Annotated in this window: 27 protein-coding genes; 10 read left to right on the top strand and 17 right to left on the bottom strand. The window is 65.4% G+C overall.

Annotation, left to right across the window (positions count from 1 at the left end):
• Positions 1 to 48: 48 nt before the first annotated feature.
• A complete protein-coding gene (locus ACB030_RS11465) occupies positions 49 to 1,476 on the top strand; it encodes a PLP-dependent aminotransferase family protein (RefSeq protein WP_371159857.1) in 1,428 nt (475 codons plus the stop codon).
• A 176-nt stretch (positions 1,477 to 1,652) separates the two neighbouring features.
• The gene (locus tag ACB030_RS11460) at positions 1,653 to 2,564 is read left to right on the top strand and encodes a hypothetical protein (protein WP_371159855.1); all 912 of its coding nucleotides are present in this window, start codon (positions 1,653 to 1,655) and stop codon (positions 2,562 to 2,564) included.
• Between the two features lie 57 nt (positions 2,565 to 2,621).
• Here ACB030_RS11460 and ACB030_RS11455 read toward each other — a convergent pair whose 3' ends face one another.
• The gene (locus tag ACB030_RS11455; RefSeq protein WP_371159853.1) at positions 2,622 to 3,506 is read right to left on the bottom strand and encodes a LysR substrate-binding domain-containing protein; all 885 of its coding nucleotides are present in this window, start codon (positions 3,504 to 3,506) and stop codon (positions 2,622 to 2,624) included.
• A 125-nt stretch (positions 3,507 to 3,631) separates the two neighbouring features.
• On the opposite strand from ACB030_RS11455, the gene ACB030_RS11450 reads away from it, so the two are divergent.
• Positions 3,632 to 4,033 carry a CidA/LrgA family protein gene (locus ACB030_RS11450; protein ID WP_042648380.1) on the top strand — a complete coding sequence of 134 codons (402 nt, stop codon included), beginning with the start codon at positions 3,632 to 3,634 and terminating at the stop codon, positions 4,031 to 4,033.
• Positions 4,026 to 4,715 (top strand): LrgB family protein, encoded by a 690-nt coding sequence (locus ACB030_RS11445; protein WP_139433957.1) that lies wholly within the window; start codon positions 4,026 to 4,028, stop codon positions 4,713 to 4,715. Before ACB030_RS11450 ends, ACB030_RS11445 begins: the two co-directional genes overlap by 8 nt.
• Before the next feature lie 67 nt (positions 4,716 to 4,782).
• Here ACB030_RS11445 and ACB030_RS11440 read toward each other — a convergent pair whose 3' ends face one another.
• A complete protein-coding gene (locus ACB030_RS11440) occupies positions 4,783 to 7,251 on the bottom strand; it encodes a bifunctional aspartate kinase/homoserine dehydrogenase II (protein WP_371159850.1) in 2,469 nt (822 codons plus the stop codon).
• A complete protein-coding gene (gene metB / locus ACB030_RS11435) occupies positions 7,251 to 8,429 on the bottom strand; it encodes a cystathionine gamma-synthase (RefSeq protein WP_371159848.1) in 1,179 nt (392 codons plus the stop codon). Before metB ends, ACB030_RS11440 begins: the two co-directional genes overlap by 1 nt.
• A 308-nt stretch (positions 8,430 to 8,737) precedes the next feature.
• Here metB and metJ point away from each other — a divergent pair, with 308 nt between their 5' ends.
• The 3 genes from metJ to ACB030_RS11420 all read left to right on the top strand — a co-directional run bounded on the left by metJ (position 8,738) and on the right by ACB030_RS11420 (position 10,266).
• Positions 8,738 to 9,061, top strand: a complete 324-nt coding sequence (gene metJ, locus ACB030_RS11430; RefSeq protein ID WP_005315809.1) for a met regulon transcriptional regulator MetJ — start codon at positions 8,738 to 8,740, stop codon at positions 9,059 to 9,061.
• Positions 9,062 to 9,096: 35 nt separating this feature from the next.
• Positions 9,097 to 9,843, top strand: coding sequence for a helix-turn-helix domain-containing protein (locus tag ACB030_RS11425; protein WP_371159980.1), 747 nt, complete (start codon positions 9,097 to 9,099; stop codon positions 9,841 to 9,843).
• A gap of 84 nt (positions 9,844 to 9,927) precedes the next feature.
• A complete protein-coding gene (locus ACB030_RS11420) occupies positions 9,928 to 10,266 on the top strand; it encodes a tRNA-binding protein (RefSeq protein ID WP_371159846.1) in 339 nt (112 codons plus the stop codon).
• 72 nt (positions 10,267 to 10,338) lie between these two features.
• Here the strand turns inward: ACB030_RS11420 and ACB030_RS11415 are convergent, their stop codons facing one another.
• The 3 genes from ACB030_RS11415 to nudE form a co-directional block, all read right to left on the bottom strand.
• Positions 10,339 to 11,607, bottom strand: coding sequence for an aromatic amino acid transport family protein (locus tag ACB030_RS11415; RefSeq protein WP_371159844.1), 1,269 nt, complete (start codon positions 11,605 to 11,607; stop codon positions 10,339 to 10,341).
• 412 nt (positions 11,608 to 12,019) lie between these two features.
• Positions 12,020 to 12,832, bottom strand: a complete 813-nt coding sequence (cysQ, locus tag ACB030_RS11410) for a 3'(2'),5'-bisphosphate nucleotidase CysQ (RefSeq protein ID WP_371159842.1) — start codon at positions 12,830 to 12,832, stop codon at positions 12,020 to 12,022.
• 41 nt (positions 12,833 to 12,873) lie between these two features.
• Positions 12,874 to 13,482 (bottom strand): ADP compounds hydrolase NudE, encoded by a 609-nt coding sequence (gene nudE / locus ACB030_RS11405; protein ID WP_371159840.1) that lies wholly within the window; start codon positions 13,480 to 13,482, stop codon positions 12,874 to 12,876.
• Positions 13,483 to 13,628: 146 nt separating this feature from the next.
• Here nudE and yrfG point away from each other — a divergent pair, with 146 nt between their 5' ends.
• Positions 13,629 to 14,297 (top strand): GMP/IMP nucleotidase, encoded by a 669-nt coding sequence (yrfG, locus tag ACB030_RS11400; protein WP_371159838.1) that lies wholly within the window; start codon positions 13,629 to 13,631, stop codon positions 14,295 to 14,297.
• 38 nt (positions 14,298 to 14,335) lie between these two features.
• Here the strand turns inward: yrfG and ACB030_RS11395 are convergent, their stop codons facing one another.
• Together ACB030_RS11395 and ACB030_RS11390 are read right to left on the bottom strand one after the other, a co-directional pair.
• Positions 14,336 to 14,947 carry a LysE family translocator gene (locus tag ACB030_RS11395; RefSeq protein ID WP_371159836.1) on the bottom strand — a complete coding sequence of 204 codons (612 nt, stop codon included), beginning with the start codon at positions 14,945 to 14,947 and terminating at the stop codon, positions 14,336 to 14,338.
• Complete coding sequence (locus tag ACB030_RS11390) at positions 14,944 to 16,062, bottom strand: NADH:flavin oxidoreductase (protein WP_371159834.1); 1,119 nt, start codon at positions 16,060 to 16,062, stop codon at positions 14,944 to 14,946. The genes ACB030_RS11395 and ACB030_RS11390 overlap by 4 nt, the downstream gene beginning before the upstream one ends.
• A gap of 116 nt (positions 16,063 to 16,178) precedes the next feature.
• Here ACB030_RS11390 and ACB030_RS11385 point away from each other — a divergent pair, with 116 nt between their 5' ends.
• Positions 16,179 to 17,117, top strand: a complete 939-nt coding sequence (locus ACB030_RS11385) for a LysR family transcriptional regulator (protein WP_371159832.1) — start codon at positions 16,179 to 16,181, stop codon at positions 17,115 to 17,117.
• A 16-nt stretch (positions 17,118 to 17,133) separates the two neighbouring features.
• On the opposite strand, the gene tyrS is transcribed toward ACB030_RS11385, so the two are convergent.
• Positions 17,134 to 18,399, bottom strand: a complete 1,266-nt coding sequence (gene tyrS, locus ACB030_RS11380) for a tyrosine--tRNA ligase (protein ID WP_371159830.1) — start codon at positions 18,397 to 18,399, stop codon at positions 17,134 to 17,136.
• A 145-nt stretch (positions 18,400 to 18,544) separates the two neighbouring features.
• Here tyrS and ACB030_RS11375 point away from each other — a divergent pair, with 145 nt between their 5' ends.
• Positions 18,545 to 19,375: a LuxR C-terminal-related transcriptional regulator gene (locus ACB030_RS11375; RefSeq protein ID WP_371159828.1), complete on the top strand. Its 831-nt coding sequence runs from the start codon at positions 18,545 to 18,547 to the stop codon at positions 19,373 to 19,375.
• 48 nt (positions 19,376 to 19,423) lie between these two features.
• Here ACB030_RS11375 and exeN read toward each other — a convergent pair whose 3' ends face one another.
• From exeN to exeG, 8 genes are all read right to left on the bottom strand, one after another.
• Complete coding sequence (gene exeN, locus ACB030_RS11370; protein WP_371159826.1) at positions 19,424 to 20,182, bottom strand: GspN family type II secretion system protein ExeN; 759 nt, start codon at positions 20,180 to 20,182, stop codon at positions 19,424 to 19,426.
• Between the two features lie 97 nt (positions 20,183 to 20,279).
• Positions 20,280 to 20,771 carry a GspM family type II secretion system protein ExeM gene (exeM, locus tag ACB030_RS11365; RefSeq protein WP_371159824.1) on the bottom strand — a complete coding sequence of 164 codons (492 nt, stop codon included), beginning with the start codon at positions 20,769 to 20,771 and terminating at the stop codon, positions 20,280 to 20,282.
• Entirely contained in the window at positions 20,768 to 21,952 is a 1,185-nt protein-coding gene (gene exeL / locus ACB030_RS11360) for a GspL family type II secretion system protein ExeL (protein ID WP_371159822.1), read from the bottom strand. The genes exeM and exeL overlap by 4 nt, the downstream gene beginning before the upstream one ends.
• A 116-nt stretch (positions 21,953 to 22,068) precedes the next feature.
• Complete coding sequence (exeK, locus tag ACB030_RS11355) at positions 22,069 to 23,094, bottom strand: GspK family T2SS minor pseudopilin variant ExeK (RefSeq protein WP_371159820.1); 1,026 nt, start codon at positions 23,092 to 23,094, stop codon at positions 22,069 to 22,071.
• Positions 23,095 to 23,183: 89 nt separating this feature from the next.
• Entirely contained in the window at positions 23,184 to 23,813 is a 630-nt protein-coding gene (gene exeJ, locus ACB030_RS11350) for a GspJ family T2SS minor pseudopilin variant ExeJ (RefSeq protein ID WP_371159818.1), read from the bottom strand.
• Positions 23,814 to 23,833: 20 nt separating this feature from the next.
• A complete protein-coding gene (gspI, locus tag ACB030_RS11345; protein WP_371159816.1) occupies positions 23,834 to 24,253 on the bottom strand; it encodes a type II secretion system minor pseudopilin GspI in 420 nt (139 codons plus the stop codon).
• The gene (gene exeH, locus ACB030_RS11340) at positions 24,250 to 24,813 is read right to left on the bottom strand and encodes a GspH family T2SS minor pseudopilin variant ExeH (protein ID WP_371159814.1); all 564 of its coding nucleotides are present in this window, start codon (positions 24,811 to 24,813) and stop codon (positions 24,250 to 24,252) included. The genes gspI and exeH overlap by 4 nt, the downstream gene beginning before the upstream one ends.
• A 44-nt stretch (positions 24,814 to 24,857) precedes the next feature.
• Complete coding sequence (gene exeG / locus ACB030_RS11335) at positions 24,858 to 25,289, bottom strand: GspG family T2SS major pseudopilin variant ExeG (RefSeq protein WP_106885747.1); 432 nt, start codon at positions 25,287 to 25,289, stop codon at positions 24,858 to 24,860.
• Positions 25,290 to 25,376 lie beyond the last annotated feature (87 nt).

Raw genomic sequence — 25,376 nt, 5'->3', positions numbered from 1 at the left:
CAATTTTGCCAATATGGGCAGACCAATCTCACCGCACGAGCCAGCATAATGACAGTTCTGCCAACCCTCTTTGCCGACCAGCAGCAAAACGATCTTCCCCTGCACGAACAGCTGGTGCGCACCCTGCGTGAAGCCATACTGGCGGGTCATCTGCCGCTGCACGGCAGGCTGCCGGCCAGCCGCATGCTGGCCCGGGATCTCGGCATCTCCCGCAGCACTGTGGAGCTGGCCTATGGCCGGCTGGAGGCGGAGGGGTATCTGGTGCGCAAGGTGGGGGCCGGCAGCTTCGTCGCCCTGGCGGCGGTGCGCCCCGCACCGCGCCCGTCCCAGTCGGCGGCGGGGCTCTCACGCCGTGGTCAGGAGATGGCGCAAGGGGGGGCCTGTCACGAGGTGCCCGAGGTGGGCAACTCCTTTGCCTCCAGCCAGCCGGATCCCCGCCTCTTTCCCCAGGCGCTCTGGGGTCGCCTGATGCAGCACCAGTGGCGCCAGGGGGCCAGCGACTGGATGAATTACGGGGATCCGCAAGGGCTCGGGGAGCTGCGCAGTGCCATCAGCAGCTACCTGGTACAGTCGCGGGGCGTGGTGTGCGAGCCGGAGCAGATCTTGATCCTCACCAGCTCCCAGCAGGGCATATTGCTGGCGACCCAGCTGCTCATCGATGCCGGTGACACCGTCTGGGTGGAGGATCCCGGTTATCCCGGGGCCCGCACCGCCATGGAGAGCGCCGGCGCCCGCATCCACCCGGTGCCGGTGGACGCCGAGGGGCTCAATCCTGCCGGTGAACACCCCAGCCCCAGGCTCATCTACTGCACCCCGGCCCACCAGTACCCCCTCGGGGTCCCCATGAGCCTGCCGCGCCGCATGGCGCTGCTGGCGGAGGCCGAGCGGCGCGGGGCCTGGATCCTGGAGGACGACTACGACGGGGAGTACCAGTACGATCAGCGGCCGCTCCCCGCCCTGCAGGGGCTGGATGGCCAGGGGCGCGTCCTCTATGTGGGCACCTTCAGCAAGGTGTTGTTTGGTTCCTTGCGCCTCGCCTACCTGGTCTTGCCACGCCCCCTGATGGAGGCCTTCAGCCGGGCCCGCGCCGCCGTCGACGGCCACAGCAACCAGTTGCAGCAGGCGGTCACCGCGGACTTCATCCGCGCCGGCCACTTCGCCACCCACCTGCGCCAGAGCCGTCTCGTCTACCAGAGCCGGCGGGATCTGCTGCTGGCCGAGCTGGCCGAGCACTGCCCAAGACTCACCCCCATCCACAGCGGCGCCGGGCTGCAGTGCGCCGTGCTGCTCCCCACCGGGGGCGAGGCCCGCTGGACTGAGGCGGCCAACGCCCGGGGGTTGGGGCTGCGCCCCCTGCGCCAGTATCACCTCGCCCCTCCCACCCGGGAGGGTTGGCTGCTCGGCTTCGGCTGCCTCGACAACCAGACCCTGCGCCAGCTGTGCCGCCAGCTGGGCGCCCTGATGGAATCGGTCTGAGGTTAGGCCAGCAGAGCCCGGGTCCCATCATCACACTCTGCTGCCTGTTGAGGTCGCAGATAAATGCCGTCTGAGGCCAGCCCCAGAGGTCAGAGGAGCCGGGGGCCAATAGCGTTGTGTCGCCGCTGGGGCACCGAACTATAATGGGCACAATCCCGTTGTAGAACCCGGCCAAGATGTATCGACTCCTGCTCCTGCTCCTCACGCTCTCCCTCTCCTCCTCCCCGATGGCGGCCACCCGATTTACCCTGCTCAGCCCGGAAAACGAACAGGATGCCCGCATGGACTACTACCGGGAGGCGATGCGATTGGCGCTGGAGAAGACCCGCCAGCAATATGGCGAATACGAGCTGCGTGACTCCCTCAAGATGAACAAGGCGCGGATGCGGCTCGAGGTGCAAAAAGCGGGCAAGAATGCCCTCTTCATCGTCGACAACTGGCCCCAGAAGACACCTCACCCCGAGGTCAGCCTGATCCCCTTCCCCATCGATCTCGGCATTCTCGGTTACCGGGTCTGCTTCGTCGGCGCCGACCGTGCTGAGGCGCTGGCCGGGGTCCGCACCCTGGCCCAGCTTCAGGCGTTCAGTCAGGGGAGTGGCAAGGGGTGGCAGGATGCCGACATCCTGCGCCACAACGGCTTCCAGGTGCAGGAGGTGGACAACTACGAGTCGCTGTTTCGCATGGTGGCCCGTGGCAGGGTCGATCTCTTCTGTCGCGGCGCCAACGAGATACTGGCGGAGTGGGAGACTCACCACCCCAGGCTGCCGACCCTCGCCGTCGATCGCCATGTGGCCCTCTTCTACCCGCTGATCCACGCCTTCTACAGTCATGCCACCTACCACAAGGAGCGCGAGCGCATCCAGCTCGGCCTGCGGCTGGCCTGGCAGGACGGCTCCCTCAAGCAGCTCTGGCGCCAGCATTTCCAACCTTCCCTGGCGTTCACCCAACTGGCCTCGCGCCAGCTGTTCAGGCTGAACAATCCCCAGCTGCCCGGCGAGGGGAGCGACTACAGATCCTATCTCTATGATCCGGCCCGGGATGCCTTCGGCATGCCTCCCCACGACAAGGAGGGCAAGATCGGCAAGTAGCGCCTAGCCCCGTGCCCCCTGCTCGCGACACAGGGGGACAAGGTCGGCAAGTAGCGCCTAGCCCCGCGCCCCCTGCTCGCGACACAGGGCGAGCCAGGCCTCGGCAGTGCGGGAGAGGTAGCGCCGACTCGGCCAGATCACCCCGAGCCGCCAGCTCAGCTCCGGCAGCAAGGGCCTCAGCACCAGACCGTCCGGGGTCAGCCGCCGGCAGATGGGCTCGGGCAGGAAGGCGACCCCCATGCCGCTGCGCACCATGGCGGTGAGAAAGTCCCACTGGCTGCTGCGCGCCGCCACCTGGGGGGTGAAGCCCGCCTGCTGGCAGGCCTGCTCCAGCCGCTCGCTCAGGGTGAAGGCCTGGGTGTAGAGCAGGAAAGGCTCCTCCTGCAGATCCTCCAGCCGGATCTCGGCACACGCCCGCCAGCGGGGCAGGTCCGGCAGCACCACCTGAATGGGATAGCAGTCCAGCTCCAGGGCGCTCAGCACCCCCTCTTCCCTGGTCGGCAGCATGGTGATGGCGAGATCCAGCTCCCCCTCCAGCACCGCCTGCTCGATGCGGCGCCCGCCGTACTCCACTATGGAGAGCTCCACCTTGGGGTAGCGGCTGCGGTAGGCGCGGATGAGATCCGCATAGACGTGACCCACCATGGGCGGTATGCCCAGCGCCAGGCGCCCGTGCTGCAGGCTCTGAAGATCCGCGAGCTCCGCCTCCAGCTGCTGCATCTGGGCCAGGATCAGTTGGCCACGGGCAAACAGCACCTGGCCGCTGTCGGTCAGGGTGAAGCTGTGCCCCTCCCGATTGAGCAGGGGCTGGCCCAGCTCCTCCTCCATGCTGCGGATCATCTTGCTGATGGTGGGCTGGGTGACGAACAGCTTCTCGGAGGCGCGGGTGAAGCTCTTCTCCCGCACCAGTTCGACAAAGTAACGCAGGGCTCGGATATCCATGGGACGCTCGTCTGGGGTGATCGCCAAATAATGCCAATTTGGCATATTTTTCATAATTTAAATTCATTTTTTGCAGGTTTGGCCCCCGCTTATACTGTGACCAGGTTCACAGAAAGACGCCCATCATGAAAGCCTTCTGCCTTCGCTGGTTGCAAACCCCCTTCCAAATCGCCCTGCTGGCAGCCATCTGGCTGCTGGCCGACACCGCGGTACGCACCTTCCACCTGCCCCTGCCCGCCAACCTCACCGGCATGCTGTTGCTGCTGGTCTGCATCCTGCTCGGGGTGGTCAAGGCCCAGTGGTTCAGCGCCGGGGCCCGCTGGCTGCTGGCGGAGATGTTGCTGTTCTTCGTGCCCGCCGTGGTGGCAGTGGTCAACTATCAGGATCTGCTGCTGCAGGAGGGGTGGCGCATCATGGTGGTGCTGGTGACAAGCACTGTGCTGGTACTCGGCACCACGGCCCTGGTGGTGGACAGGGTCTATCGCCTGGAGCTGAAGCTGGCCCGCCGGAGTCGCCGCCATGTCTGACACCCTGCTCGGCCTGCTCTGCTTCGCCCTCACCCTGCTGTTCTACTACGCCAGCAAGTGGCTCTATGGCAAGAAACGCATCCTGCCCCTGATGCCGCTGCTGCTGGCCCCCGCCCTGCTGGTGGCCGTGGTGGTGCTGTTCCACATCCCCTATCAGGACTACATGGCCGAATCCCACTGGCTGCTCTGGCTGCTGGGCCCGGCCACCGTCGCCTTCGCGGTGCCCGTCTACGAGAACCGCGCGCTGATGCGCCGCCACTGGCTCTCCCTGTCGGTGGGGGTGATCGCCTCTGTGGTGATGGCGGTGGGCAGCACAGTGCTGCTGGCCCGCTGGCTCAACCTCTCCGAACTGTTGCAGCGCAGCATGGCCATGAGATCCATCACCACTCCCTTCGCGGTGGAGGCGACCCGCTCCGTGGGCGGCAACGCCGATCTCACCGCCCTGTTCGTGGTGCTGACCGGGGTGATCGGCATGGCGGTGGGGGAGAGTGTGCTGACGGTGCTCGCCATCCGCAGCCGCCTCGGCAAGGGGGCGGGCTTCGGCGCCTCCGCCCATGGCGCCGGCACCGCCAGGGCGTACCAGATGGGCAACGAGGAGGGGGTGGTCTCCAGCATGGTGATGATGATAGCCGGCATGGCCACAGTGCTGCTCGCCCCCCTGCTGGGCAGGCTGTTCTGGTAAGGCATTGTGACCACCAACGAGAAGAGGCGCCCTTGGGCGCCTCTTCTCTGTGTCATCCACCAGGCTCTTAGAGGCTGGCGCAGATCTGCCACAGATCATACTGAATGGCGGCGGCGGTCACCTCGCGCCCCGCCCCCGGCCCCTGAATGACCAGGGGGTTGGTGCGATAGCTGTCGCTCTCGATGGCGAACACGTTGTCGCAGGGCAAGAGGTTGGCGAACGGGTGGTGGGGCTCCAGGGTCTCAAGACCGACCCGCGCCTTGCCATCGTGCTCGAAGCGGGCGACGTAGCGCAGCACCTTGCCGACCCGGCGGGCCCCCTCGAAGGCGGTCTGGATGGGATCATCCAGCTCCTTGAGCCTGTCCATGAACTGATCCGTGCTCACCTTGCGCAGGGAGACGGGCACCAGGTTCTCCAGCTCGATGTCGGCGGAGTCGAGCTCGAACCCCGCCTCCCGCGCCAGGATCAGCAGCTTGCGGCGCACGTCCTGACCGGAGAGATCCTCGCGGGGATCCGGCTCGGTCAGACCGTGCTGCCAGGCCTCGTCCACCAGCTCGGAGAAGGGGCGGCTGCCGTCATACTGCTGGAACAGCCAGGAGAGGGTGCCGGAGAAGATGCCGGAAACTCCCTGGATGCGATCCCCACTCTGGCGCAGCATCTGGATGCTGGACTGGATGGGCAACCCGGCACCCACGGTGGCGTTGTAGCGCCACTGCACCTGATGATCGCGGCAGGTCTGCTTGATGCGCTGGTAGAACTCGCTGTCGGCGGCGCCGGCAAACTTGTTGGCCGCGATGATGTGGCAGCCGAGCTGGGCGAAGTCCGGGTAGTAGCGGCTCACCGTCTCGCTGGCGGTCAGGTCCAGGGCGATCAGCGCATCGAAGCCATGCTGCTCCAGCTGGGACAAGAGCTCCGGCCAGATCAGCGGCTTGGGATTGAAGTTGTCGCGCACCTTGAGGGGATCCAGCCCCTCCTCGTCCAGCAGGCCCCCTTCCGAGCTGAACACCCCGTAGAGGGTGAGCGCCAGATTGAGCTCGTGCTCGAGCCGCGCCTTCTCGCGGGCGTAGAGCGCCAGCCAGTGACCGCCTATGTTGCCCTTGCCGAACACCACCAGACCGACCCGGGTCGGACGGCTGAACAGGGCGCTGTGCAGGGCGATGAGCAGGGGCTCCAGCACCACCTGGCGCAGCACGGCCACCAGACTCAGGCCGTCTCTGGCCACCTGCACGAACTCCAGGGGCTGATCCGCCAGCAGCTGATAGAAGCGGTGACACTGCTCGGCGTTGTCGGTCACCCCTGCCCCCACCAGGGCCACCAGGCTGAACCCCTCCTTCTGGATGAGGCCAGTGAAGCTGCCCTGCAGCTGGAAGTCCCGCAGTACCTCGAAGGCCCCTTGTGCCACCTCCAGGGTGTAGGCCAGGCGCAGCACCCGCCGATCCGGCTGGCGCTGTAGGGTGAGCGGATTGAGGCGATGGCGGGCCAGATGGGCTTCGATAGCCGCTACCGTCTGATCAAAATGGGTCTGCGGCAGCACCTTGAGCTCGATGAGGGCAATCTGATCCACCGAGGAGACGATGCGGGCCCCACCGGAGCGCGGTGCCCGGCGCAGTATGTGGGTACACCCCTCGTCCGGGTTGTAGCTGCAGCGCAGGGTGAGGCGCTGGCGGCTGTCGGCCACGGGTTGCAGGGTACGGGAATGGAGCACGGAGGAGCCGAGGCGGGCCAGCTCGTTGGCTTCGGCCAGACTCAGGCGCTCCAGCAGGCGCGCCTCCTTCACCCGGCGCGGATCGGCGCTGTAGACACCGGCCACGTCGCTCCAGATGGTGGTGGACTCCCCGTCCGCCAGGGCGGCCAAGAGGCTGGCGCTGTAGTCGGAGCCGTTGCGGCCGAGCAGCAAGGAGCGCCCCTCCATGTCGGCGGCGATGAAGCCGGTCACCACTATGCGGCCGGGGTGCTCGGCCAGGCGGGCCTTGAGCAGCTCGCTGGAGATGGCGGTATTGACCTTGACCAGGGCGCCATCCTCGGCGCGCAGGAAGCTGCGGGCGTCGAGCCAGATGGCCTTGTCGCCGCGGCTGCTGAGCAGGGCGGCCAGCAGGCGCGCCGACCACACCTCGCCAAAGGCCAGCAGGCCGTTGCGCTCGAAGCGATCAAACTGCCCTTCCAGGGTCTTGGCGATCTGCTGCATGTCGTCGGTCAGCTGCTGGCTCAAGTCGAGCAGCAACTCCCCCTCCAGCAGGCCGTCGATCAGGCTCTGCTGGTAGGCGTGCAGGGCAGTGATGGCTTCCCCTGCGGCCTCGTCACCCGCCTCGGCCAGCTCCACCAGCTGGATCAGCCGGTTGGTGGTCTTGCCGGCGGCGGAGACCACCACCAGCTCCCTGCCACCGCCCTGCTGCTCGGCCTGTTGTTCGAGAATGCTGGCGACCCGGCGATAGCAGACAGGATCCGCCAGGCTGCTGCCGCCAAACTTGTGCACATGACGCCGCTTCAAGGCTCTCTCTGCCGCCACCGCACTCTCTCCTTGCTGTTGCTGTTCCATTACTTCACCTGTTCTGCCTGTTGTGCCAACTGCGCCTGTTCAAAGCCTTGAGCCAGATCGGCCACCAGGTCTTCACCGTGTTCTATGCCCACCGAGAGGCGCAGCAACTGGGCGCTGATGCCCGCCGCCTGCTGCGCCGCCGGGGTCATGGCCCTGTGGGTCATGCTGGCCGGATGGGCCACCAGACTCTCCACCCCGCCGAGGGATTCCGCCACCGAGAAGAGGCGCAGCGCCGCGAGGAAGGCGCGCAGCCCCGTCTCGTTGCAATCGAGTTCAAAACTTAGCATGGCGCCGAAGCCGGACTGTTGACGGCGCGCAATCTCGTGGCCCGGGTGGCTCGGCAGGCTGGGATGATAGATTTTTTTGACCAGCGGCTGCTGCTGCAGGAAGGCGAGAATGCGATCCGTATTCTCCTGATGGGCACGCAGGCGCGGCGCCAGGGTGCGCAGGCCACGCAGGGTGAGGTAGGAGTCGAAGGCGCCGGAGGTGAGCCCCAGACAGTTGGCCCACCACACCAGGGACTCGGCCAGCTCGGTTTCCTTGGCGATCGCGACCCCGCCCACCACGTCGGAATGGCCGTTGATGTACTTGGTGGTGGAGTGAACCACCACATCCGCGCCGAGGGCCAGCGGCTGTTGCAGCAGCGGGGAGAGGAAGGTGTTGTCCACCACCACCCTGGCACCCACCTCATGGGAGGCGGCGGCGATGGCGGCCACGTCCACTACCCGCAGCAGGGGGTTGGAAGGGGTCTCTACCCACACCAGGGCCGGTTGCTGCGCCAGGGCCTCGGCGAGCGCCGCTTCGTCCCCCTGATCGACGAACTGCACCCGGTAGTGGCCCTTGGCCGCCAGGTACTCGAACAGGCGCCAGGTGCCGCCGTAGCAGTCGTGGGGGGCGATCAGCAGATCCCCCGCCTTGAGCAGGGCCGTGGTGACCAGATGGACGGCTCCCATGCCGGTGCCGGTCACCACGGCGCCGGCGCCCCCTTCCAGGGCCGCCAGCGCGTCCGCCAGATTGGTGCGGGTCGGGTTGCCGGAGCGGGCATAATCGTATTGACGGGGCTCGCCAAAGTCGGCAAAGGTGTAGTTGCTGGAGAGGTAGATGGGGGGCACCACGGCACCGTGCTGTGTGTCTGTCTCAATCCCGGTGCGTACCGCCAGGGTGGCCTTATGACTCATGATGCTCTCCTTGGCGCTGTGACTGTGCAGTTGATCTGTCTCTATGTCCGATACAACGTACCGCCAGGGTGGCCTTGTGGGTCATGTCACTCTCCTTGATGTGTTGCCGGAGCCGATCCGCCTCGTAGGTCGTCCTGCCCCGCTCTCATTTGCGCTGGCCGGAGTGCCGGCCCATGGTGCATCACACTACGCCACCTTAAAAAAGCCGTCAACACTTCTAGACGTCTAAATGGCTTTGCTGTTGGATTGCCATTGAATACCTTAAGGGTTAAAATCCGCGCTCACGGCCAAACGAGAACAGGTGGAACATGGGTACAGAGTGGAACGGCGACTACGTCAGCCCCTATGCGGAGCACGGCAAGAAGAGCGAACAGGTCAAGAAGATTACCGTCTCGATCCCGCTCAAGGTGCTGAAGGTGTTGACCGATGAGCGCACCCGTCGCCAGGTGAACAACCTGCGTCATGCGACCAACAGCGAGCTGCTCTGTGAGGCCTTCCTGCACGCATTCACCGGTCAACCGCTGCCCTGTGACGACGATCTGCGCAAGGATCATCCGGACAGCGTCCCCGCCGAGGTGCGCGCCATCATGGAGGCGCTGGGCAAAGAGATCGAAGATTTCGACGCCGAGTAATCCGGTGGCCCATGGCACATAATCCCCCCTCTTCGATGACGCGGCCCGGTGCCGCGTCATCCCTATCCGCCCCCAGCTCGTTCAGCCTGCGCCGCTACCAGAGCGACATCAGCAGCCACAGCCACGACTTCGCCCAGCTGGTGATCCCCCTGGACGGCCCCCTCGAGATCGAGGTGCAGGGCCAGGGACGTCGCCTCGCCCCTGGCTTTGCCTGCGTCATAGCCCCGGGTGAACGTCACGACTACGCCGCCGACCCGGCGCTCTCCTTCCTGGTGCAGGAGAGCCACTGGCTGCCCGAGGCCCTTGGCGAGCGCCCCTTCATCCTCCTGGACGAGCCCCAGCGCCACTACCTCGCCTTCCTGCATCAGATGGTGCGCCAGGGTCGTCATGTGGTCGGCATGGAACAGATCTGGCTGAACCTGCTGGCCCAGGGTCAGGGCATGGGCCCCACTCTGGCCCCCCGCATGACAAGAGTGCAGCGCCACATCGAGGCCCACCTCGCCGAGCCCCTTGGCAACGAGCGGCTCGCCTCTGTTGCCTGCCTCGGCCAGAGCCAGTTCAAGCACGCCTTTCGCCAGCAGTTCGGCATGAGCGCCTCCCACTACATCCGCGGGCGGCGCATGGCGCTGGCACGCACCCTGCTCTCCCATACCCAACTGCCCATAGGCGAGGTGGCCAGCCGCTGCGGCTATCGGGATCAGGGAGCCTTCGCCGAGCGCTTCCTGGCCGAGACCGGGTTGACCCCGTCGCGCTGGCGCCAGCAAAACGGCCCGCAGCCATAACAGTCCGGCCCCTTGCCGAAGACAGGGGCTGCCATTTCGAGGCATGCTGGGGTCAATGCAAGGTGTGTGAAAGGAGGAGCCAAGATGCAGACCATAAGCTGGCAGCAGTTCGAGATGGTGGAGCTGAGAGTGGGCACCCTGGTGCGGGTCGAGCCCTTCCCCGAGGCGCGCAAGCCCGCCTACAAGGTGTGGGCGGATTTCGGCCCCGAACTCGGGGTGCGCAAGAGCAGCGCCCAGATAACGGATCTCTATCAGCCGGAGGAGCTGGTGGGGCGCCAGATAGTCGCCGTGGTGAACTTCCCGGCCAAGCAGATAGGCCCCATCCAGTCGGAGTTTCTGCTGACCGGCTTCTACCGGGCCGATGGCGCCGTGGTGATGGCCATCCCGGAGCAGGCGGTGGAGAACGGCGCCAAGCTGGGCTGAGGCCCAGACCCCATGAAATGAGAAGAGGCGACCCTTGGGTCGCCTCTTCTCTTTTTAGCCACCGCGCCGCTGTTACTTCAGCAGGCTGAAGACCAGGGCCGAGACCGAGAGCGATCCGGTCAGCAGGATAAAGCCGTTCACCCAGCCCTGACGGAAGCGGGCCAGCGCCTCCACCTTGTAGATGGCCACCACCGGCATGATGAAGAGGATCATGGCGATGACAGGGCCGGAGAGGGTCTCCATCAGACCCAGGATCCCCGGGTTGATCACGGCAGCCCCCCAGATGGCGAAGAACATCAGGGCGATGCCGAGCTTGTCCGCCTTGGCCAGCGACAGCCCTGTGGGCTTGGCGATCAGGCTTTTCAGGCTTTCCCGGGCCCCGAGGAAGTGGCCGAGGAAGGAGGAGCTGATGGCGATGAAGGCGATGAGCGGCCCTAGCGTCACTATCACAGGGTTGTCTGTGATGTTGGCAAGATAGGAGAGCACCGAGACGTTCTGGGCCTTGGCCTCGGCCAGCTGGGTGGGCGAGAGGCTCAGTGCGCAGGAGAAGACAAAGAAGAGCACGAAGCCCACCAGCATCACTGTGGTGTTGCGCAGGATCAGGCCGCTCTTTGCTTCAGCCTGCTCGCCATATTCCCGGCGCTGCACGTTGGCAAAGCCGGAGATGGCGGCGGCGTGGCTGAAGGCGAACACTGTGACCGGCAGCGCCAGCCAGACGGTGTTGAGGAAGCTGGCCCCCTCGAACGCGGTCACCTCCGGCCAGTGCCACTGGGGAATGAGGTAGCAGGAGAGCGCCGCCAGAATGGCCGCCAAGGGGTAGACCATGAAGGCGAAGGCCCGCAGCATCGCCTTCTCCCCCGCCATCATCACGGCGATCATGGCGAACACCAGCAGGCCGGAGAGCATCACCCGGTTCGGGGCATCCATGCCGAGCTGGTTGATCATGAAGCTCTCCACCGTATTGGTGAGCCCGACCCCGTAGATGAGCAGAATAGGGAAGATGGAGAGGAAGTAGAGCGCCGAGATGAGGCGACCGGCCATCTTGCCGAAGTGCTCCTCGGCCACCTCGGTGAAGTCGGCGTGGGGGCGCGAAGAGGAGAGCACGAAGCGCGCCAACCCGCGGTGGGCCAGGAAGGTCATGGGACCGGCCAGTACCGCGACTATGACCAGGGGCCAGATGCCCCCCAGACCCAGGTTGATGGGGAGGAACAGGATGCCCGCGCCAACGGCGGTGCCAAACAGGCTGATGACCCAGTGGGTATCGTGACGACGCCAGCCGGTGCTGACAGTGGTGGAGTGGGAACCGGATAACTCCCGGGTGACCTCTGCAGATGAACTCATTGATAAACCACTTATATATAGTATTAAAATCTAAAAATATTGTGCTCCTTTAGCATTTAATTCTCAAAATTCGGCATTGGCAGATCTCACTGGCAAAGCTCGGGTCAGCCAGTGAGATTGGGCGGAATTTCCAGTCCGCCCTGTTCGGTTAAACCTTTAAACAGCAAATTACGCAAAATATAAAACCAAAATATAACCACTGGTCGATTTTTTATTTCGACCAATGCGAGGTTTTCAGAATTACCTGAAAATAGATGCCAGCACTTTGGGTTTGGCTGTGATGATCCACTACAGCAATCCATTTAAGTAGCGAATACACCTGAATATGCCGCGCCAAGCCAGCGGATCACACCAAGCAATCAGGCGGCCACGAGGCCGCCTGATTGGATGAGCTGGCTACATTTTAACCGGTTCAGTGAGTCAGGATCTTGCCCCAGGCGAGATCCGGGTCCCCCATCACGATGAAGTCAGGGTTCTCCAGCGACTCCGTTTCGTTGTAGCTGAGCGGCTGCAGCGCCAGGCTGAGGATGCGCCCCCCCGCCGCCTCGACGATGCACTGGGCGGCGGCGGTATCCCACTCGCCGGTGGGGCCGAGCCGCACATAGCAGTCTGCCGCCCCTTCCGCCACCAGGCAGGACTTGAGGGAGCTGGAGCCGAGCGGGATCAGCTCGTAGTTGATGGCCGGGTTGAGGCGGCGGGTCAGGTTCTCCAGCTTCTGGCGGCGGCTGATGGCCACCACCAGGGAGTCGGGCTGGTCGTGCTCGTGGTGCATGGCGCTGATGGGGTACACCTCGCCGTTCACCTCCTTGAAGGCGCCGTGGCCTCGCACCGCCCAGTAGAGCACGTCGGATTCGGGGGCATAGATGACCCCGAGCACCGGGACATTGTCCCGCACCAGGGCGATCAGGGTGGCGAAGTCACCGCTGCCGGCGATGAACTCGCCGGTGCCGTCCAGGGGGTCCACCAGCCAGTATTGCCGCCAGTTGGCTCGCTGGCTGAAGGGCACATCGGCCGCCTCTTCGGTCAGCACGGGCACATGGGGGGTGAGCGCCGACAGCGCCTGCTTGAGGTAGGCATCGGCAGCAAGATCGGCACTGGTGACCGGGGTCGCATCCTCCTTCAGCTGACGCTCGAACTGACCGCCGTGATAGATTTCGTGAAGGATACGTCCCGCTTCGCGGGCTATCTCCTTGACCCCAGGTATCCAGGCCAACAACTCCTGCATCTTGTTATCCTCTGTTTTTATTACCTTTACCCACGCTTGGGCTAGCTTTCCTGCTCCGCCAGCCATTTGCTGGCCAGCAGCAGGGCACTGATGCTGCGCGACTCGGTGAAGTCGGGTCGCGCCAGCAATTCGTCAATGCGATTGAGGGGCCAGGGGATCACCTCGAGGGGCTCGGGCTCGTCGCCCACCCGCTGCTCGGGGTAGAGATCCCGCGCCAGCAGTATGTCCATCCGACTGGAAAAATAGCCGGGGGCCAGGGAGACCTGCTTGAGGGGAACGAGGTCACGGGCCCCGAAGCCCGCCTCCTCCATCAGCTCCCGGTTGCCCGCCTCGAAGGCATCTTCGCCCGGATCGATCAGCCCCTTGGGGAAGCCCAGCTCGTAGGAGTGAGTGCCCGCCGCGTATTCGCGCACCAGCAGCAAGGTGTGGGCATCGAACAGGGGCACCACCATGACGGCGCCCCGGTTGCCACCGCGCATCCGCTCGTAGACCCGCTCCTCCCCGTTGCTGAATTTCAGATGCAGGGATTCCACCTTGAACAGCCGACTCTCGGCCACCAGCTCGGCCTTGAGGATCTCCGGCTTGCGCTTGTCATGGGCCATGGCCTCGACGCGGACGTGTTCGGGTTTGCACTTGTGGGGGTCACTCATCGGGGCTGACTGCTCGTTAAAAAAGAGTGCTTCAAGAGTAAACGACTCCCCGAGGGAACACCACGGGGCAAGGGCCGGAAAGGTGCCTGAAAAATCCGTTATAATGCCCCCCGTTTTCCCCACCCAGTCCGACACAAAGAGGCCCCATGCCCACCCCACTGCCCTGGCACCAGATAGACACAGTTCTGCTCGACATGGATGGCACCCTGATCGACCTTCATTTTGACAGCCACCTCTGGCAGCAGCTGGTGCCCGAGCGCTACGCCGCGCGCCTCGGCCTGCCGCTGGCCGACGCCAAGGCGCAGATCGATGCCCGCTATCAGGCCGTCAGCGGCACCCTCGACTGGTACTGCGTCGATTACTGGAGCCGGACGCTCGGGCTCGACATCCGCGCCCTCAAGCAGGAGATCCTGGAGAAGATCCAGTGGCGGCCCCATGTCATTCCCTTCCTGGCCGCCCTGCGGGCGGCGGGCAAGCAGCTGGTGCTCTTTACCAACGCCCACCCCGCCAGCCTGTCGGTGAAGGATGCCCGACTCGGCCTCGCCGGGCATCTGGATCTGATGGTGAGCACCCATGAGCTCGGCTGGTCGAAGGAGAGCCAGCACTGCTGGCAGGCGCTGGCAGAACGACTGGCATTCGATCCGGCCCGCACCCTGTTCGTCGATGACAGCGAGCGGATCCTGGTCGCCTCCGCCGACTACGGCATAGCCCACCAGCTCGGCATCCACCAGCCGGACAGCGCCATGCCGCCCCTGCAGTTCCAGCGCTTCCCGGCTCTCAAGGACTACGCCGAGTTGCTGCCCCTCATGGCCTGAAGGGAGGCGGTCGTGCACGGCCGCTTCCCCCTCTTCGTTCACCCCAGCAGCCAATAGAGGGCGATACCCATCATCAACAGGGCCGAGATGCGCCCGAGCAGATTGCCCCTTCCCTGCCCCTGCAACAGGCGGTGCGCACTCTGTCCGCCGTAGGCGTAGAGCAGCAGATTGACACTCTCGATGAGCACTATCACGGCGACGAAGGCCAGGGTCTGCACGTTAGTGTCGAGGGCCGGGCTGATGAAGGGGGGCAGTAGGGTCATCATGAAGAGCCAGGACTTGGGGTTGGAGATGGCCACGGTGAAGCCCCGCAGCAGCAGGCCGGCTCGCCCCCTGTCCACCTCGGGGGCGGGCCCGTCGCTGGGGCCAGGGCGCAGACCCATGACCCCCAGCCAAAGCAGATAGAGGGCGCCGCCATATTTGAAGCCCTGCAGCAGGGCCGGGTGTTCCACCAGTACCCGGGTGTAGCCCAGCAAGGCGGTCAGCGCGACCAGACCCACCCCGAGCAGCTCCCCGGCGATGACCCAGAGGGTTCGCCTCAGCCCCAAACTGGCGCCGACGCTCATGGCCAGCATCATGCACAGGCCGGGGGAGACGGAGATGAGGAAGAAGGCCAGGACGAACATCCAGAGCATGGCCCAGTCACTCATAGCACCCCCTCACACTCGGCACGGACCACCAGGCCCGGCAGGCTGCCGAGGTAATCCAGGGCGCGATCGGTGAAGCCAAGATCCGTCAGTAGAGCTGCCCCAAAGGGAGGCTGGCGCAGCGGCTGGGCCCGGCTCACCCTCTGCATCCAGTCCGGGTTGCCGATGGCCGCCGCCCCCACCGCCACCAGGTCCACGCCGCCGGCCAGGGCCAACCGGGCGGACTCGGCGTCCCGGATCCGGCCCGCCACCATGAGCGGCACCCGCCCCCCGACCCCGGCTCGCACCGCCGCCAGCAGGGAGCCACCGTCGGGATCCTCGTTCGCCATTTTGAAGCTGTCCCCCATGGAGAAGTGCAGGTAGTCGATCTCCTCCTCCGCCAGCAACTCGGCCAGCGCCAGCTGGTTGGCGAGCCGGATCCCCTCGATATGGGCATAGCTCTCCGGTGAGAGCCGCACCCCGATGAGAAAGCGCTTCGGCAGCCTGGCCCGGATCCCCCGCACTATGGCGATCAGGAGCCGTGCCCGCCCGGCCAGATTGCCCCCCCAGCCATCTTCCCGTTGGTTCAGCAGGGGATTGAGGAAGTTGCAGAGCAGGAAGTTGTGGGCGGCATGGAGCTCGATCCCGTGCAGGCCGGCCCCATGGGCACGCTCGGCGGCCCCCACGAAGGAATCGATGAGCCGGAGGATATCCGCCTCCGTCAGTGCCTCGACCCCAAGCGGATAGCGGATACCCGGGGCCATGGCGCTGGGGCCGACCGGGGCAGTGCCGTTCAGATCGGGCTGGGCACGGACCCCACCGTGGTGAAGCTGGAGCAGCGCCAGGGCGCCGTTTTCCTGGGCGCTCTGCGCCAGCTTTGCAAAGGCCGACTGCTGGGCATCCGTCATCAGGGCCGGTTGCCCAGGCCAGCAGCGCCCCCCAGGCTGCACCTGAGTCGCGGCACCGATGAGCAGGCCAAAGCCTCCCTCGGCGCAGCGGGCCAGCCAGTCGAGCTCGGCCCGGCTGGGATCCCCATTGTCGGCGCTCATGTTGTGGGTCAGCGGGGCCAGTACGGCCCGATTCTTGAGCCGCTGCCCGGCCCGCACAAAGTGGAACTCATCATTCAACATCGGGATCATGGTCTTTCTCCTGGCATCTGTGCCTCGTTGACGCCACTATAATCCCAGCCCATAAAGACATAATCAGGCCGAAAAGAAAGACACTCATTCCCAACAGGATGCAATTGAGGAATCCCATGGATAACCACAAACTCGACACCCTCTATCTGATGCGGCTGCTGCTCGCCATCGCCCGCTTCGGCTCCTTCGCCGCGGCCGCCAGCCACCTCGGCATCACTCCGAGCAAGGCCTCCAAGGATCTGCGCCATCTGGAGCAGAGCCTGGGGGCCGTGCTGCTCAGCCGCACCACCCGCCGGGTACAGCTGACCGATGCGGGCAAGCTGGCCTGCCAGCAGGCCGACCAGATGGTGGCCCTGCACGAGGAGTTGCTCGACGGCCTGCAACGGCGTCGCCATAGCCTCTGCGGCGAGCTCAGGATCACGGCGCCGGATCTCTGGGGGGAGGTGGTGCTGACCCCAGTGTTGCTGCGCTTTCGCGCCAGCCACCCCGAGGTGCGGATCATCGCCGACTTCTCCAACCACGTCGCCGACCTGGTGCGAGACAACCTGCACGTCGCCTTTCGCAGCACAGTGCTGCGCAGCGAGCCCTATCTGGCGCGCCCCATAGTCCAGGACGATCTGGTGCTCTGCGCGAGCGAGGCCTACCTGGCCACACATCCGCCCCTGGTGCAGCCCCAGGATCTGCAACATCACAGCCTCATCACCCGCAGCCAAGACTACGGTCGCCGCGAGCACTGGACCCTGCTCCACCAGGGCAAGGAGATCCTCCTGGAGGTGGCCGGGGAGCTCGCCTTCAGCAACAAGAAGTCGGTCCAGATGGCGATGGCTCAGGGGCTCGGCATCGCCCGCCTGCCCCGCTATCTGGTAGCCGATGAGCTGGCTTCGGGTTCGGTGTGCGAGGTGCTGCCCGCCTACCGGCCCAAGGGGGCGCACTTCTACGCCCTCTACACCCAGAGGCGCGCCGACTCGGCCCTCATCACCCACTTCCTCGACTACGTGATCCGCGAACTGGGTGGGCCAGCGACATCAACAGATCCATTATCAACACCTAGTTGATGGAAAACTTGGCCCTCTAGGAGCGCAGCACCAGATGGTACTGCTTCTTGCCCCTGCGCAGCAGCAGGTAGCGGCCAAAGCGCCAGTCCCCCTCCACCAGCTCGCCCCCCTCCGCCAGCTGGCCGTTGAGGCTGATGGCACCGGCGGCCAGCAGCTCGCGGGCAATCCGCCTGGAGCCGGCTAGCCCGGTCGACACCAGCAGGGTCACCAGATCCGCTTCCTTCTCGAGACGGCAGCTCGGCATGCCATCCTGGGCCAGCTGGGCGAGATCGCTCTCGCCGAGGCGGGCCACGTCGCCGCAAAACAGCAGCTCGCCGATGCGCCGCGCCGCCGCCAGTGCCCCCTTGCCGTGCACCAGTTCGGTCAGCTCGTCCGCCAGCACCTGCTGGGCCTGCTTGCGCCCCTGCCGACCGGCGTCTTCCGCCTCCAGCGCATCAATCTCGGCCAGCGGCATAAAGCTGTAGTAGCGCAGGAAGCGGTAGACATCCTCGTCCGCGGTGCCGAGCCAGAACTGATGGAAGGCGTAGGGCGAGGTGAGCGCCGGATCCAGCCAGATGGCGCCTCCTTCCGTCTTGCCGAACTTGGTGCCATCCGCCTTGGTGATGAGGGGCAGCGTCATGCCATAAACCTGGGCCTGATGCAGCCGGCGGGTGAGATCCATGCCGCTAGTGATGTTGCCCCACTGATCGTTGCCACCGATCTGCAGGGTGCAACCGAGACGCTGGTTGAGCACGGCGAAGTCCTGGGATTGCAGCAGGGCGTAGGAGAATTCGGTGAACGAGATGCCCTGATCCGGGCGGGCCAGCCGCTGGCGCACCGATTCGCGGGCCAGCATGGCGTTGACCGAGAAGTGCTTGCCGATATCCCGCAGAAAATCGAGGGCGGACATCTGCCCCATCCAGTCGGCGTTGTTGACCAGCACAGGTGCCGCCAGCCCCTCGCTCGCGGGCAGCAGCGCCCGGATCTGGGCCGACAGGCTGGCCACCCAGCCCTGCACGGTTTCGGCGCTGTTGAGGCTGCGCTCGGTCGCCTTGAAGCTGGGATCGCCGATGAGGCCGGTGGCGCCCCCCACCAGAGCCACAGGGGTGTGGCCGGCCAGCTGGAAGCGGCGCAGCATCAAGAGCGGCACCAGATGGCCTATGTGCAGGCTGCCGGCGGTGGGATCGAAGCCGCAGTAGAGGGTACGCGGCGTGGCGAGATGGTCGGCCAGCGCCGCCGGGTCGGACATCTGGGCCACCAGGCCACGCTCGGCAAGATCATCAAGCAAATGGGGGTCGATCATGGGGTCTCCAACAGCAGGGGAAAGTCGCCATACTCGCCCCTATGACTCGGGGCGGATATGTCCCCCAGGGGACAGTTTTGCCACTCTTGTGCTAGCATCCGGCCATAGTGGGAAGCCTTCTTCTCGCCATCCGGAGCCCGTCGCCATGAGCCAGCCCCTCGCCACAGACTCGCTGACCCAGAGCCTGACCGCCGTCGTCGATGCCCTGCACAGCCCGGCCTTTGCGGCGGCCCTGGTGCGCCTCATCCAGCAGCAGGTGGCATTCGACTGCGCCCTGCTGCTCGGGGTGGGGCAGCGCCCGGTCTACCTCCATGACAATCTGAGCCACCAGCGGGCCCTGCTGTTTGATCGCTACCTCACCAGCCACTTCAGCCAGGACCCCTTTATGCAGGCGCTTCAGGACGGCCTCCCCGCCGGGGTCTGGACCCTGGCGCAGGTGTCGAAGGGGCGGCTGGATCCCGAATACCGCCACCACTTCTATCAGGCCACCGGCTGGCAGGAGGAGGTGGGGCTGATCCTGCCGGTGCGCGGCGGTCTCACTCTGATGCTGTTTCTGGGCCGCCTCGACAAGCGCCAGAGCCTTCGCCCGGAGGAGCGGGGCAAGCTGGAGGCGCTGTTTCCGCTAGTGCATTCGCTGTGTCGTCAGCACTGGCGGGAGGGGGCAGCGCTGCTGGCTCAAAGCCCGGCCAGGCCCGATGGCAGCGACCTCAAGGCGACGGTGGAGCAGGCGATGACCAGCGTGGGCGGGGACAGGCTCACCCGCCGGGAGCGGCAGGTGGCGAGCCTGCTGCTGCAGGGGCTGGATACCGAGGCAATCGCGGTCGAGCTGGGGATCGGCAGCGGCACAGTGAAGAATCACCGCAAGCACCTCTACGGCAAGCTGCGGCTCGGCTCCCGGGCCGAGCTGTTCAGCCTCTTTCTCAACCACCTCATCATCACGCCCCCGAGCGGCGCACCAGAGACGCCCGCCCCATAACGACCACACCCCGCCGAAGCGGGGTGTGGTATGCAAAGGACAGCGCCCTCAGATCCGGCCCTGATAGCGCAGCGGGAAGCGGCCCTGACCGTCGGGTTGACCGAGGAAGGGCAGCCCCTGCTTCATCTGATCCGGCAGCTCGGGCCCAGGCTTGAGGGTGCCCTGGAACAGATACTGGCGATTGGCCTGCAACTCCAGCTTGCCCTGCACCTGCACCGCCTCGGAGCCCTGCTTGAGCTCGGCCACCAGACGGGAGTCGAGACAGGTCAGCTTGAGCTCGGGATCCCCCAGCAGCAGCTTGCCCGCCGGGGTGTCGGCCTCGGCGCCGTACCAGTTGAGGTTGCCATAAAGCTCCTCACACCAGGGCTGGCCCTGGGCGAACTGATCGACCTTGAGTTGCAACTGGCCCGCCGTCGTCAGAGGGAAGGGCAGGCGTGTGGGCACCCGCGCCAGCACCCAGGGCGCGGGGGCGTTGAGGGTGATGTCACGACCGAAGGCGGCGCCATTCCAGCCGATCACCCCCTGACCGTTGAGGCCGGCGCGATCGCCGAAACGCACCGACACCTCGGGCGCCAGCCGCAACAGCGACCAGCCGTCGAGCTCCCAGCGCAGCTGGGTCAGGGACTCGCTGGCATATTGCAGCCGGGCAATCTGGCCGCTCCAGAGGGTGCCGCTCACCCCCTCCAGCTGCACCAGGTTGGGGGGCAGCGGCAGATGGCGCACCACCAGGGTGGCTGGCAACTTCACCAGCAGGAAACCGAGATAGGCCACCAGAAACAGGGCGGCGATCAGGACTTTTTGTTTCATAGAACAGGACTCGACTGCAAGGATCCGGCCCGGGCCAAGCCAGGAGCCAACATTGAGCGCCATGCCAAAAACCGAACGGCGCCCATTACGCTTGGTGTCATTGGGGGCGGCTCAACTGCAAACGCCTGACCTTGACCAGGCCGGGAGCCAGCCCCTCCCGGGCCACCTCTATGATCTGCACCTGGACGCCGTACTGCTCGGAGAGGGTCGCGAGCCAGAGCAGCAGATCCTCGAACGGGACTGTGTCTATCCACACCTGCAGCTCCTGCCCCTGGGGTTGCAGCCTGGCTATCTTGATCTTCTGGTTGAAGGCGGTGCGGTTCACTACCCCGTCCAGGGTGCCGCTGGTGTCTACCTGGCGGCCTTGGCCCCCCTGCATCGCCAGCACCTCCTGCCCCTTCTCTTTCAACCAGGCGAGCGTCTGCTGCTGGTTGGCCACCTGCCGCTGCCGCTCGTCGATGCGATTGGCGACGGGCTGCCAGATGACCCAGTAGCAGAGCCCGATCAGCAGGGCACAACCGCCCACCGCCACCAGCCGCTGCTCGCGGGGACTGATGCCACGCCACCAGATTTGCAGTTTGTCCATCATGATGATTTCCCCTTCAGCACCAGCGCCCCTTCCACCTTGCCCTCATGGCTTCGCACCTCACCCTGCTGCACCTCGAAGCGCTTGCCCGCCAGCTCGCGAAAACGCTCGATCTCGGTGAAACCGGGGGCCGTGACCTGCAACCTGAGCTCGCCCCTGGCCGCGTCGAAACGCATCACTTCGGGCTTGAGACCGGGTACCTCGGCAAACACAGGCGCCAGCTCGGTCAGCAGCAGCAGAACCCCACCCTGCGGAGCCTGCCCCAGGGACTTGAGATGCTGGGCCATCTGGCTGCGGACGTTGACGATGCGGGTCTCCCCCGGGAAGATCCGGGTATAGACCTGCCGGATCTCGGCCTTGAGGGCCTTGTCCTGTTCCGTCAGTTGATAGAGCTGTACCCCGCGCTGGGCCAGGGCCACCAGCAGCAGTATCCCCGCCAGCACCGCCACCTTGCGCCACTGCAGCCAGTAACGGCCGTATTCGGTCTGGGGTCGATAGGCCCCCTGCAGCAGGTTCGCCTGGCAAGCGATCGCCCCTTTCGCCAGCAGCAGCATGGGCAGCTCGGGATCCGCCGCCTGCCAGTTGGCGGCCGCGATGGCGGGAGCCGGGGTATGGCTATGGATGGTGACGGGTTCGGGCTGGGCCGCCAGCAGCATGGCCAGCAGCGGCTCGTCGGCGACTATCCCCTGGACTGGGCCCTGGCGGATCAGCCACTCGGCGCCGAGTTGCAGGGCTGACCACCCTTCGGCTGCGGGCGGCAGGGCCAGCACGTCCGGCAGCAGTTGCAGGGTCTTGAGCCCCGCCTGCTGCAGCCAAGTCAGCCACTCCTGCATCTTCCCCTTGTCCACCGCCATCAGATCCACGTCCTGTCCCTGATGACCCAGCACCACCAGATGCAGCTCGTCCACGTCGGAGGCGATCTGCTCCTCGAGCAGATAGGGCAGCGCCGCCGCGGCCTGACGGCTGTACTTGCCCGGCAGGCTGACCCGCCGGAAGATGAGATCGCTGCCGGGCACCAGGGTCACCACGGGGCGGCCACCGGCACGCTCCTGCAGCTCACCCAGGGCATGGGCCGAGGCCAGGGTGCCGGAGGCGATGATCTCCTGCTCCTGCGTCGACCACACCAGCCAGTGCACCGGCTGCTGCGCATTGGTCCCCAGACGGATGACCAGACTCTCGCTCACAAATTATTCTCCTGCCATGCCCGCCAGCATCCTCGTCGATGGGCGGGGCCGCAGCCGTCGGCTGCAGTCCAGATAAGGGGCGGGACAGAGGGGGCCAGAGGCCTGCCATCTCCCTGTTATTCGGCACCGTCGTTCAGACGGCGCAGCATCACCAGCTTGTTGTCCTTGCCGCGCTGGAAGACGGTCTCCAGCCGGGCTCGCACATCACCCACCTCGGCCAGCAGACGGGCCTCGAAGAAGCTGCTCTTGATGTCCAGCGCGGCGTCCAGCCCCGTGATGCTACCCGGTTGTACCGACAGCTCATCCGTCATCTCCTTCTTCTCCTTCCACCCCTTCTTGGGGCGGTTGGTCAGCACCCGCTTGGCGTCGTCCAGCCCTATCTTGCCCTGATAGAGCCCCACCAGCAGGGCCGCCTGCTCCGGCTTGATGGTGTTGATGTTCACCACCAGCTTGTCGTTTGGCAGGGTGCACACATAGGGGGCGAGCCGGGCGTAGAGCTGGCTGCTCACCCCGCGCACGGCCCGCAATTCGTCCGTTCCCAGCAGCCACTGGTTCGCCACCAGATAGGGGGGATTGAGCCCCTCGTAATAGGCATCCTCGGCCCCGTTGCTCGAGACCAGCTGGGTATTCTTGTCGGTCCAGTCGCGGATGGCGTCGGTGAGCTGCACCGCCTCGTACTCATCCATCTCCAGCGCCTCGAGCAGCGCCCGGAACGCCTTGAACTGATAGGGCTGCCCATCGAGATCATCGCCGCTCTCCCCCTCTTTCAGGGCCAGGCTCAGGCTGTTGAGGTTGAAGCAGGATTGCAGATCCCGCACCCGCCCGGACAGGGTGCCGTCGTCCACCGGGAAGACGGCATCCTGCCGTGCCCAGTTCTGGCCCAGGTTGACCACATCGGGGTCATCCTTGAAGTCCTGGTTGAGCACCTTGATCACCAGCGCCTCCGCCGACATGGCATACCACCAGGCCTGCTTGCCAGCAGTGAGGTTGCTGGTCCGGCGCAGCTCCAGCTGCAACCGGCCGCTCATGTTGCTGGCGATGATCACCATCACCGACAGAATCAGCAGCACCACCAGCAGGGCCATGCCCCCTTGCCGGCCGGGTGTGGTACGGAATGGGCCCCGGCGGCGCTTAATTGCCATTTTCAGCCCTCTGACCACCGGCTCCTATCAGGAACTGGCGACGACTAAGGGTACCGTTATCCGTTGTGACGATTAGAGGGAAACTCTGATCAGTTTTCATTTGTCGCCCTCTGGCCGCCGGCACCGATCAGGAACTGACGGCGTATGGTGCCGTAATCCACCAGCTCCAGCTCCACCGCCAGCCCATAGGGCAGCAGGTCGCGTTGGGTCCACTCCTCCTTCCACGCGCCCTTGTCGTAGAAATAGAGCCGCAGGGCCGTCACCCCGGTCAGCACCGGCTGAATGCGCGGCTCGGTGCCGATCGCGGGATCCGGGTAGAGGTAGCTCAGCCGCTCCAGGGTCTGCTCCTTGAGTCGCCAGCCCACCCGCTGCAAGCCGGAGCGCGGCAGCATGCCGTCCGGATTGAGCCAGCCGCCACGGATAAAGGCCATCCCCCAGTCATCGCTCTGCTGGCCGAAGCGGGAGGCCGCCAGCAGCACCTTGTTGTTCTCGCCGTCGATGCGGCCGCTGCGCGGCACCATCTGGGTGATGTCCCGCTCCAGCAGGCTGAAGGCGAGCTGCAGCTCGGAGAGGCGAAGCTCCTTGCGCTTGGCTACCTCGTCGCTGGTGAGCACCCCCTGCAGCACCTGATAGGCCCCCATGCTGAGGCTGGCGAAGATGGCGATGGCTACCAGCATCTCAAGCAGGGTAAAGCCGGCCTGGCGCCGACTCCGGGTCATGTATACACGTTGCTGCAGATTCATCGGCTGATATAGGTCCGCATCATGGCCACCGGGCTCTCTGCCTTGGGCGCGGTGCGCACCTCCACGTCCAGGGCCTTGAAGTTGTTGTCGCTGGTGGCGACGCCACGATAGCGCCAGTACCAGGTCTGTCCGGCCAGCTCCTCGTCCCCTTCCACCCAGCTGTCTCCCGGCCACTTGCCCTCGAGCTTCTGCTGCACCAGCCGGTTTTCCACCACCCAGGTCGCCAGGGTCTTCTGCTCCAGGTAGTTGAGGCCGGAGAGGTGCTCGCTGGCGGTCTTCATCACGGCAAGGCCGGCGATGGCGAACACCGCCAGCGCCACCATGACCTCCAGCAGCGTCATGCCGCGCGCCCTGGCGGGCCCGCCCGCCGGGGTGACGCTACGAACTCCCTCGCCGCCTGCGCTGGTGTCCGTCACTCTTCTTCCTCTTCGTCTTCTTGCAGGAAGAGGCGACCGAACTCGTCCCCCTTCAGGGTGCGCAGGTAGCTCAGATCCTCGTCCTGCTGGCTCAGGGTCAGCACGAAGGGGGTGAGCTCCCCCCCCGGAAAGATGAAGATCTGGGGCGTGCGCTCCTTCTCGTCGCGGCCCTGCTCGCTCTTCTCGTCCGAATCTGTGCGCCAGCTGAACCCCTCCAGCTCGACGGCCAGAGTGACCCCTTCCGGCAGTTGCACCGGCCCCAGCAGCTTGTCGCCGGTCAGCGCCTGCCACTTGCGATCCTTGGGATTGCGGGACATAAACTGCCAGCCGCTCTGCTCGACTCTCAATCCCAGCAGCCGGCCATCCATCACCGAATACTCCTGCGCCTGTTGCAGGGTCGCCATGAGGCGACGCGCCTGCTTGTCCAGCTCCCTGTCCCCCCGGGCGCCCCCCATGCTGAGGACGACGGCGGTGGCCACCAGCCCCATCAACATGGCGACCAGCAAGACTTCCAGCAGAGTAAAGCCAGCCTGACGACGAGCAGATGGCGCAGCCCTCATTCAGGCCGCTCCAGCAAGGCGGAACAAACGGGGCGGCAAATCACTTACTGGAAGTCCTTCAAATTCCAGTTGCCGATGTCGTCATCCGTCCCGGCTTCGCCGTCCAGCCCCATGCTGAAGATGTCGAGCTTGCCGAACTGGCCCGGGCTCAGCAGCTGGTACTGGTTGCCCCAGGGATCCTGCGGCAGGCGCTTGATGTAGCCCCCTTCCCGGTAGCTGCGCGGCTCGGGTGATGCGGTCGGCTTGTTGACCAGGGCATCCAGCCCCTGCTCTGTGGTCGGGTAGCGGTTGTTGTCCAGCTTGTACATGTCGAGGGCATTTTCCAGCGCCACTATGTCGGAGACCGCTTTCTGCTGATCCGCCTTCTCCTTGTTGCCCATCAGGTTGGGCACCACCAGGCTGGCCAGGATCCCCAGGATCACGATGACCACCATGACTTCCAGCAGGGTGAAACCCGATTGACGACGCTTTTGCATGACTGACTCCCTAACGAAATGAGATGGCATGAGCCATCGACGATTGATTGTTGACCCGCGATCGTCCGATTACGCCTGCCGGCTAAT

Origin of the sequence: Aeromonas sp. S16(2024) (genome assembly GCF_041403065.1) — a bacterium.
In the GTDB taxonomy this organism is placed as follows: Bacteria; Pseudomonadota; Gammaproteobacteria; order Enterobacterales; family Aeromonadaceae; genus Aeromonas.
This window is presented reverse-complemented; position numbering and strand designations above follow the sequence as displayed.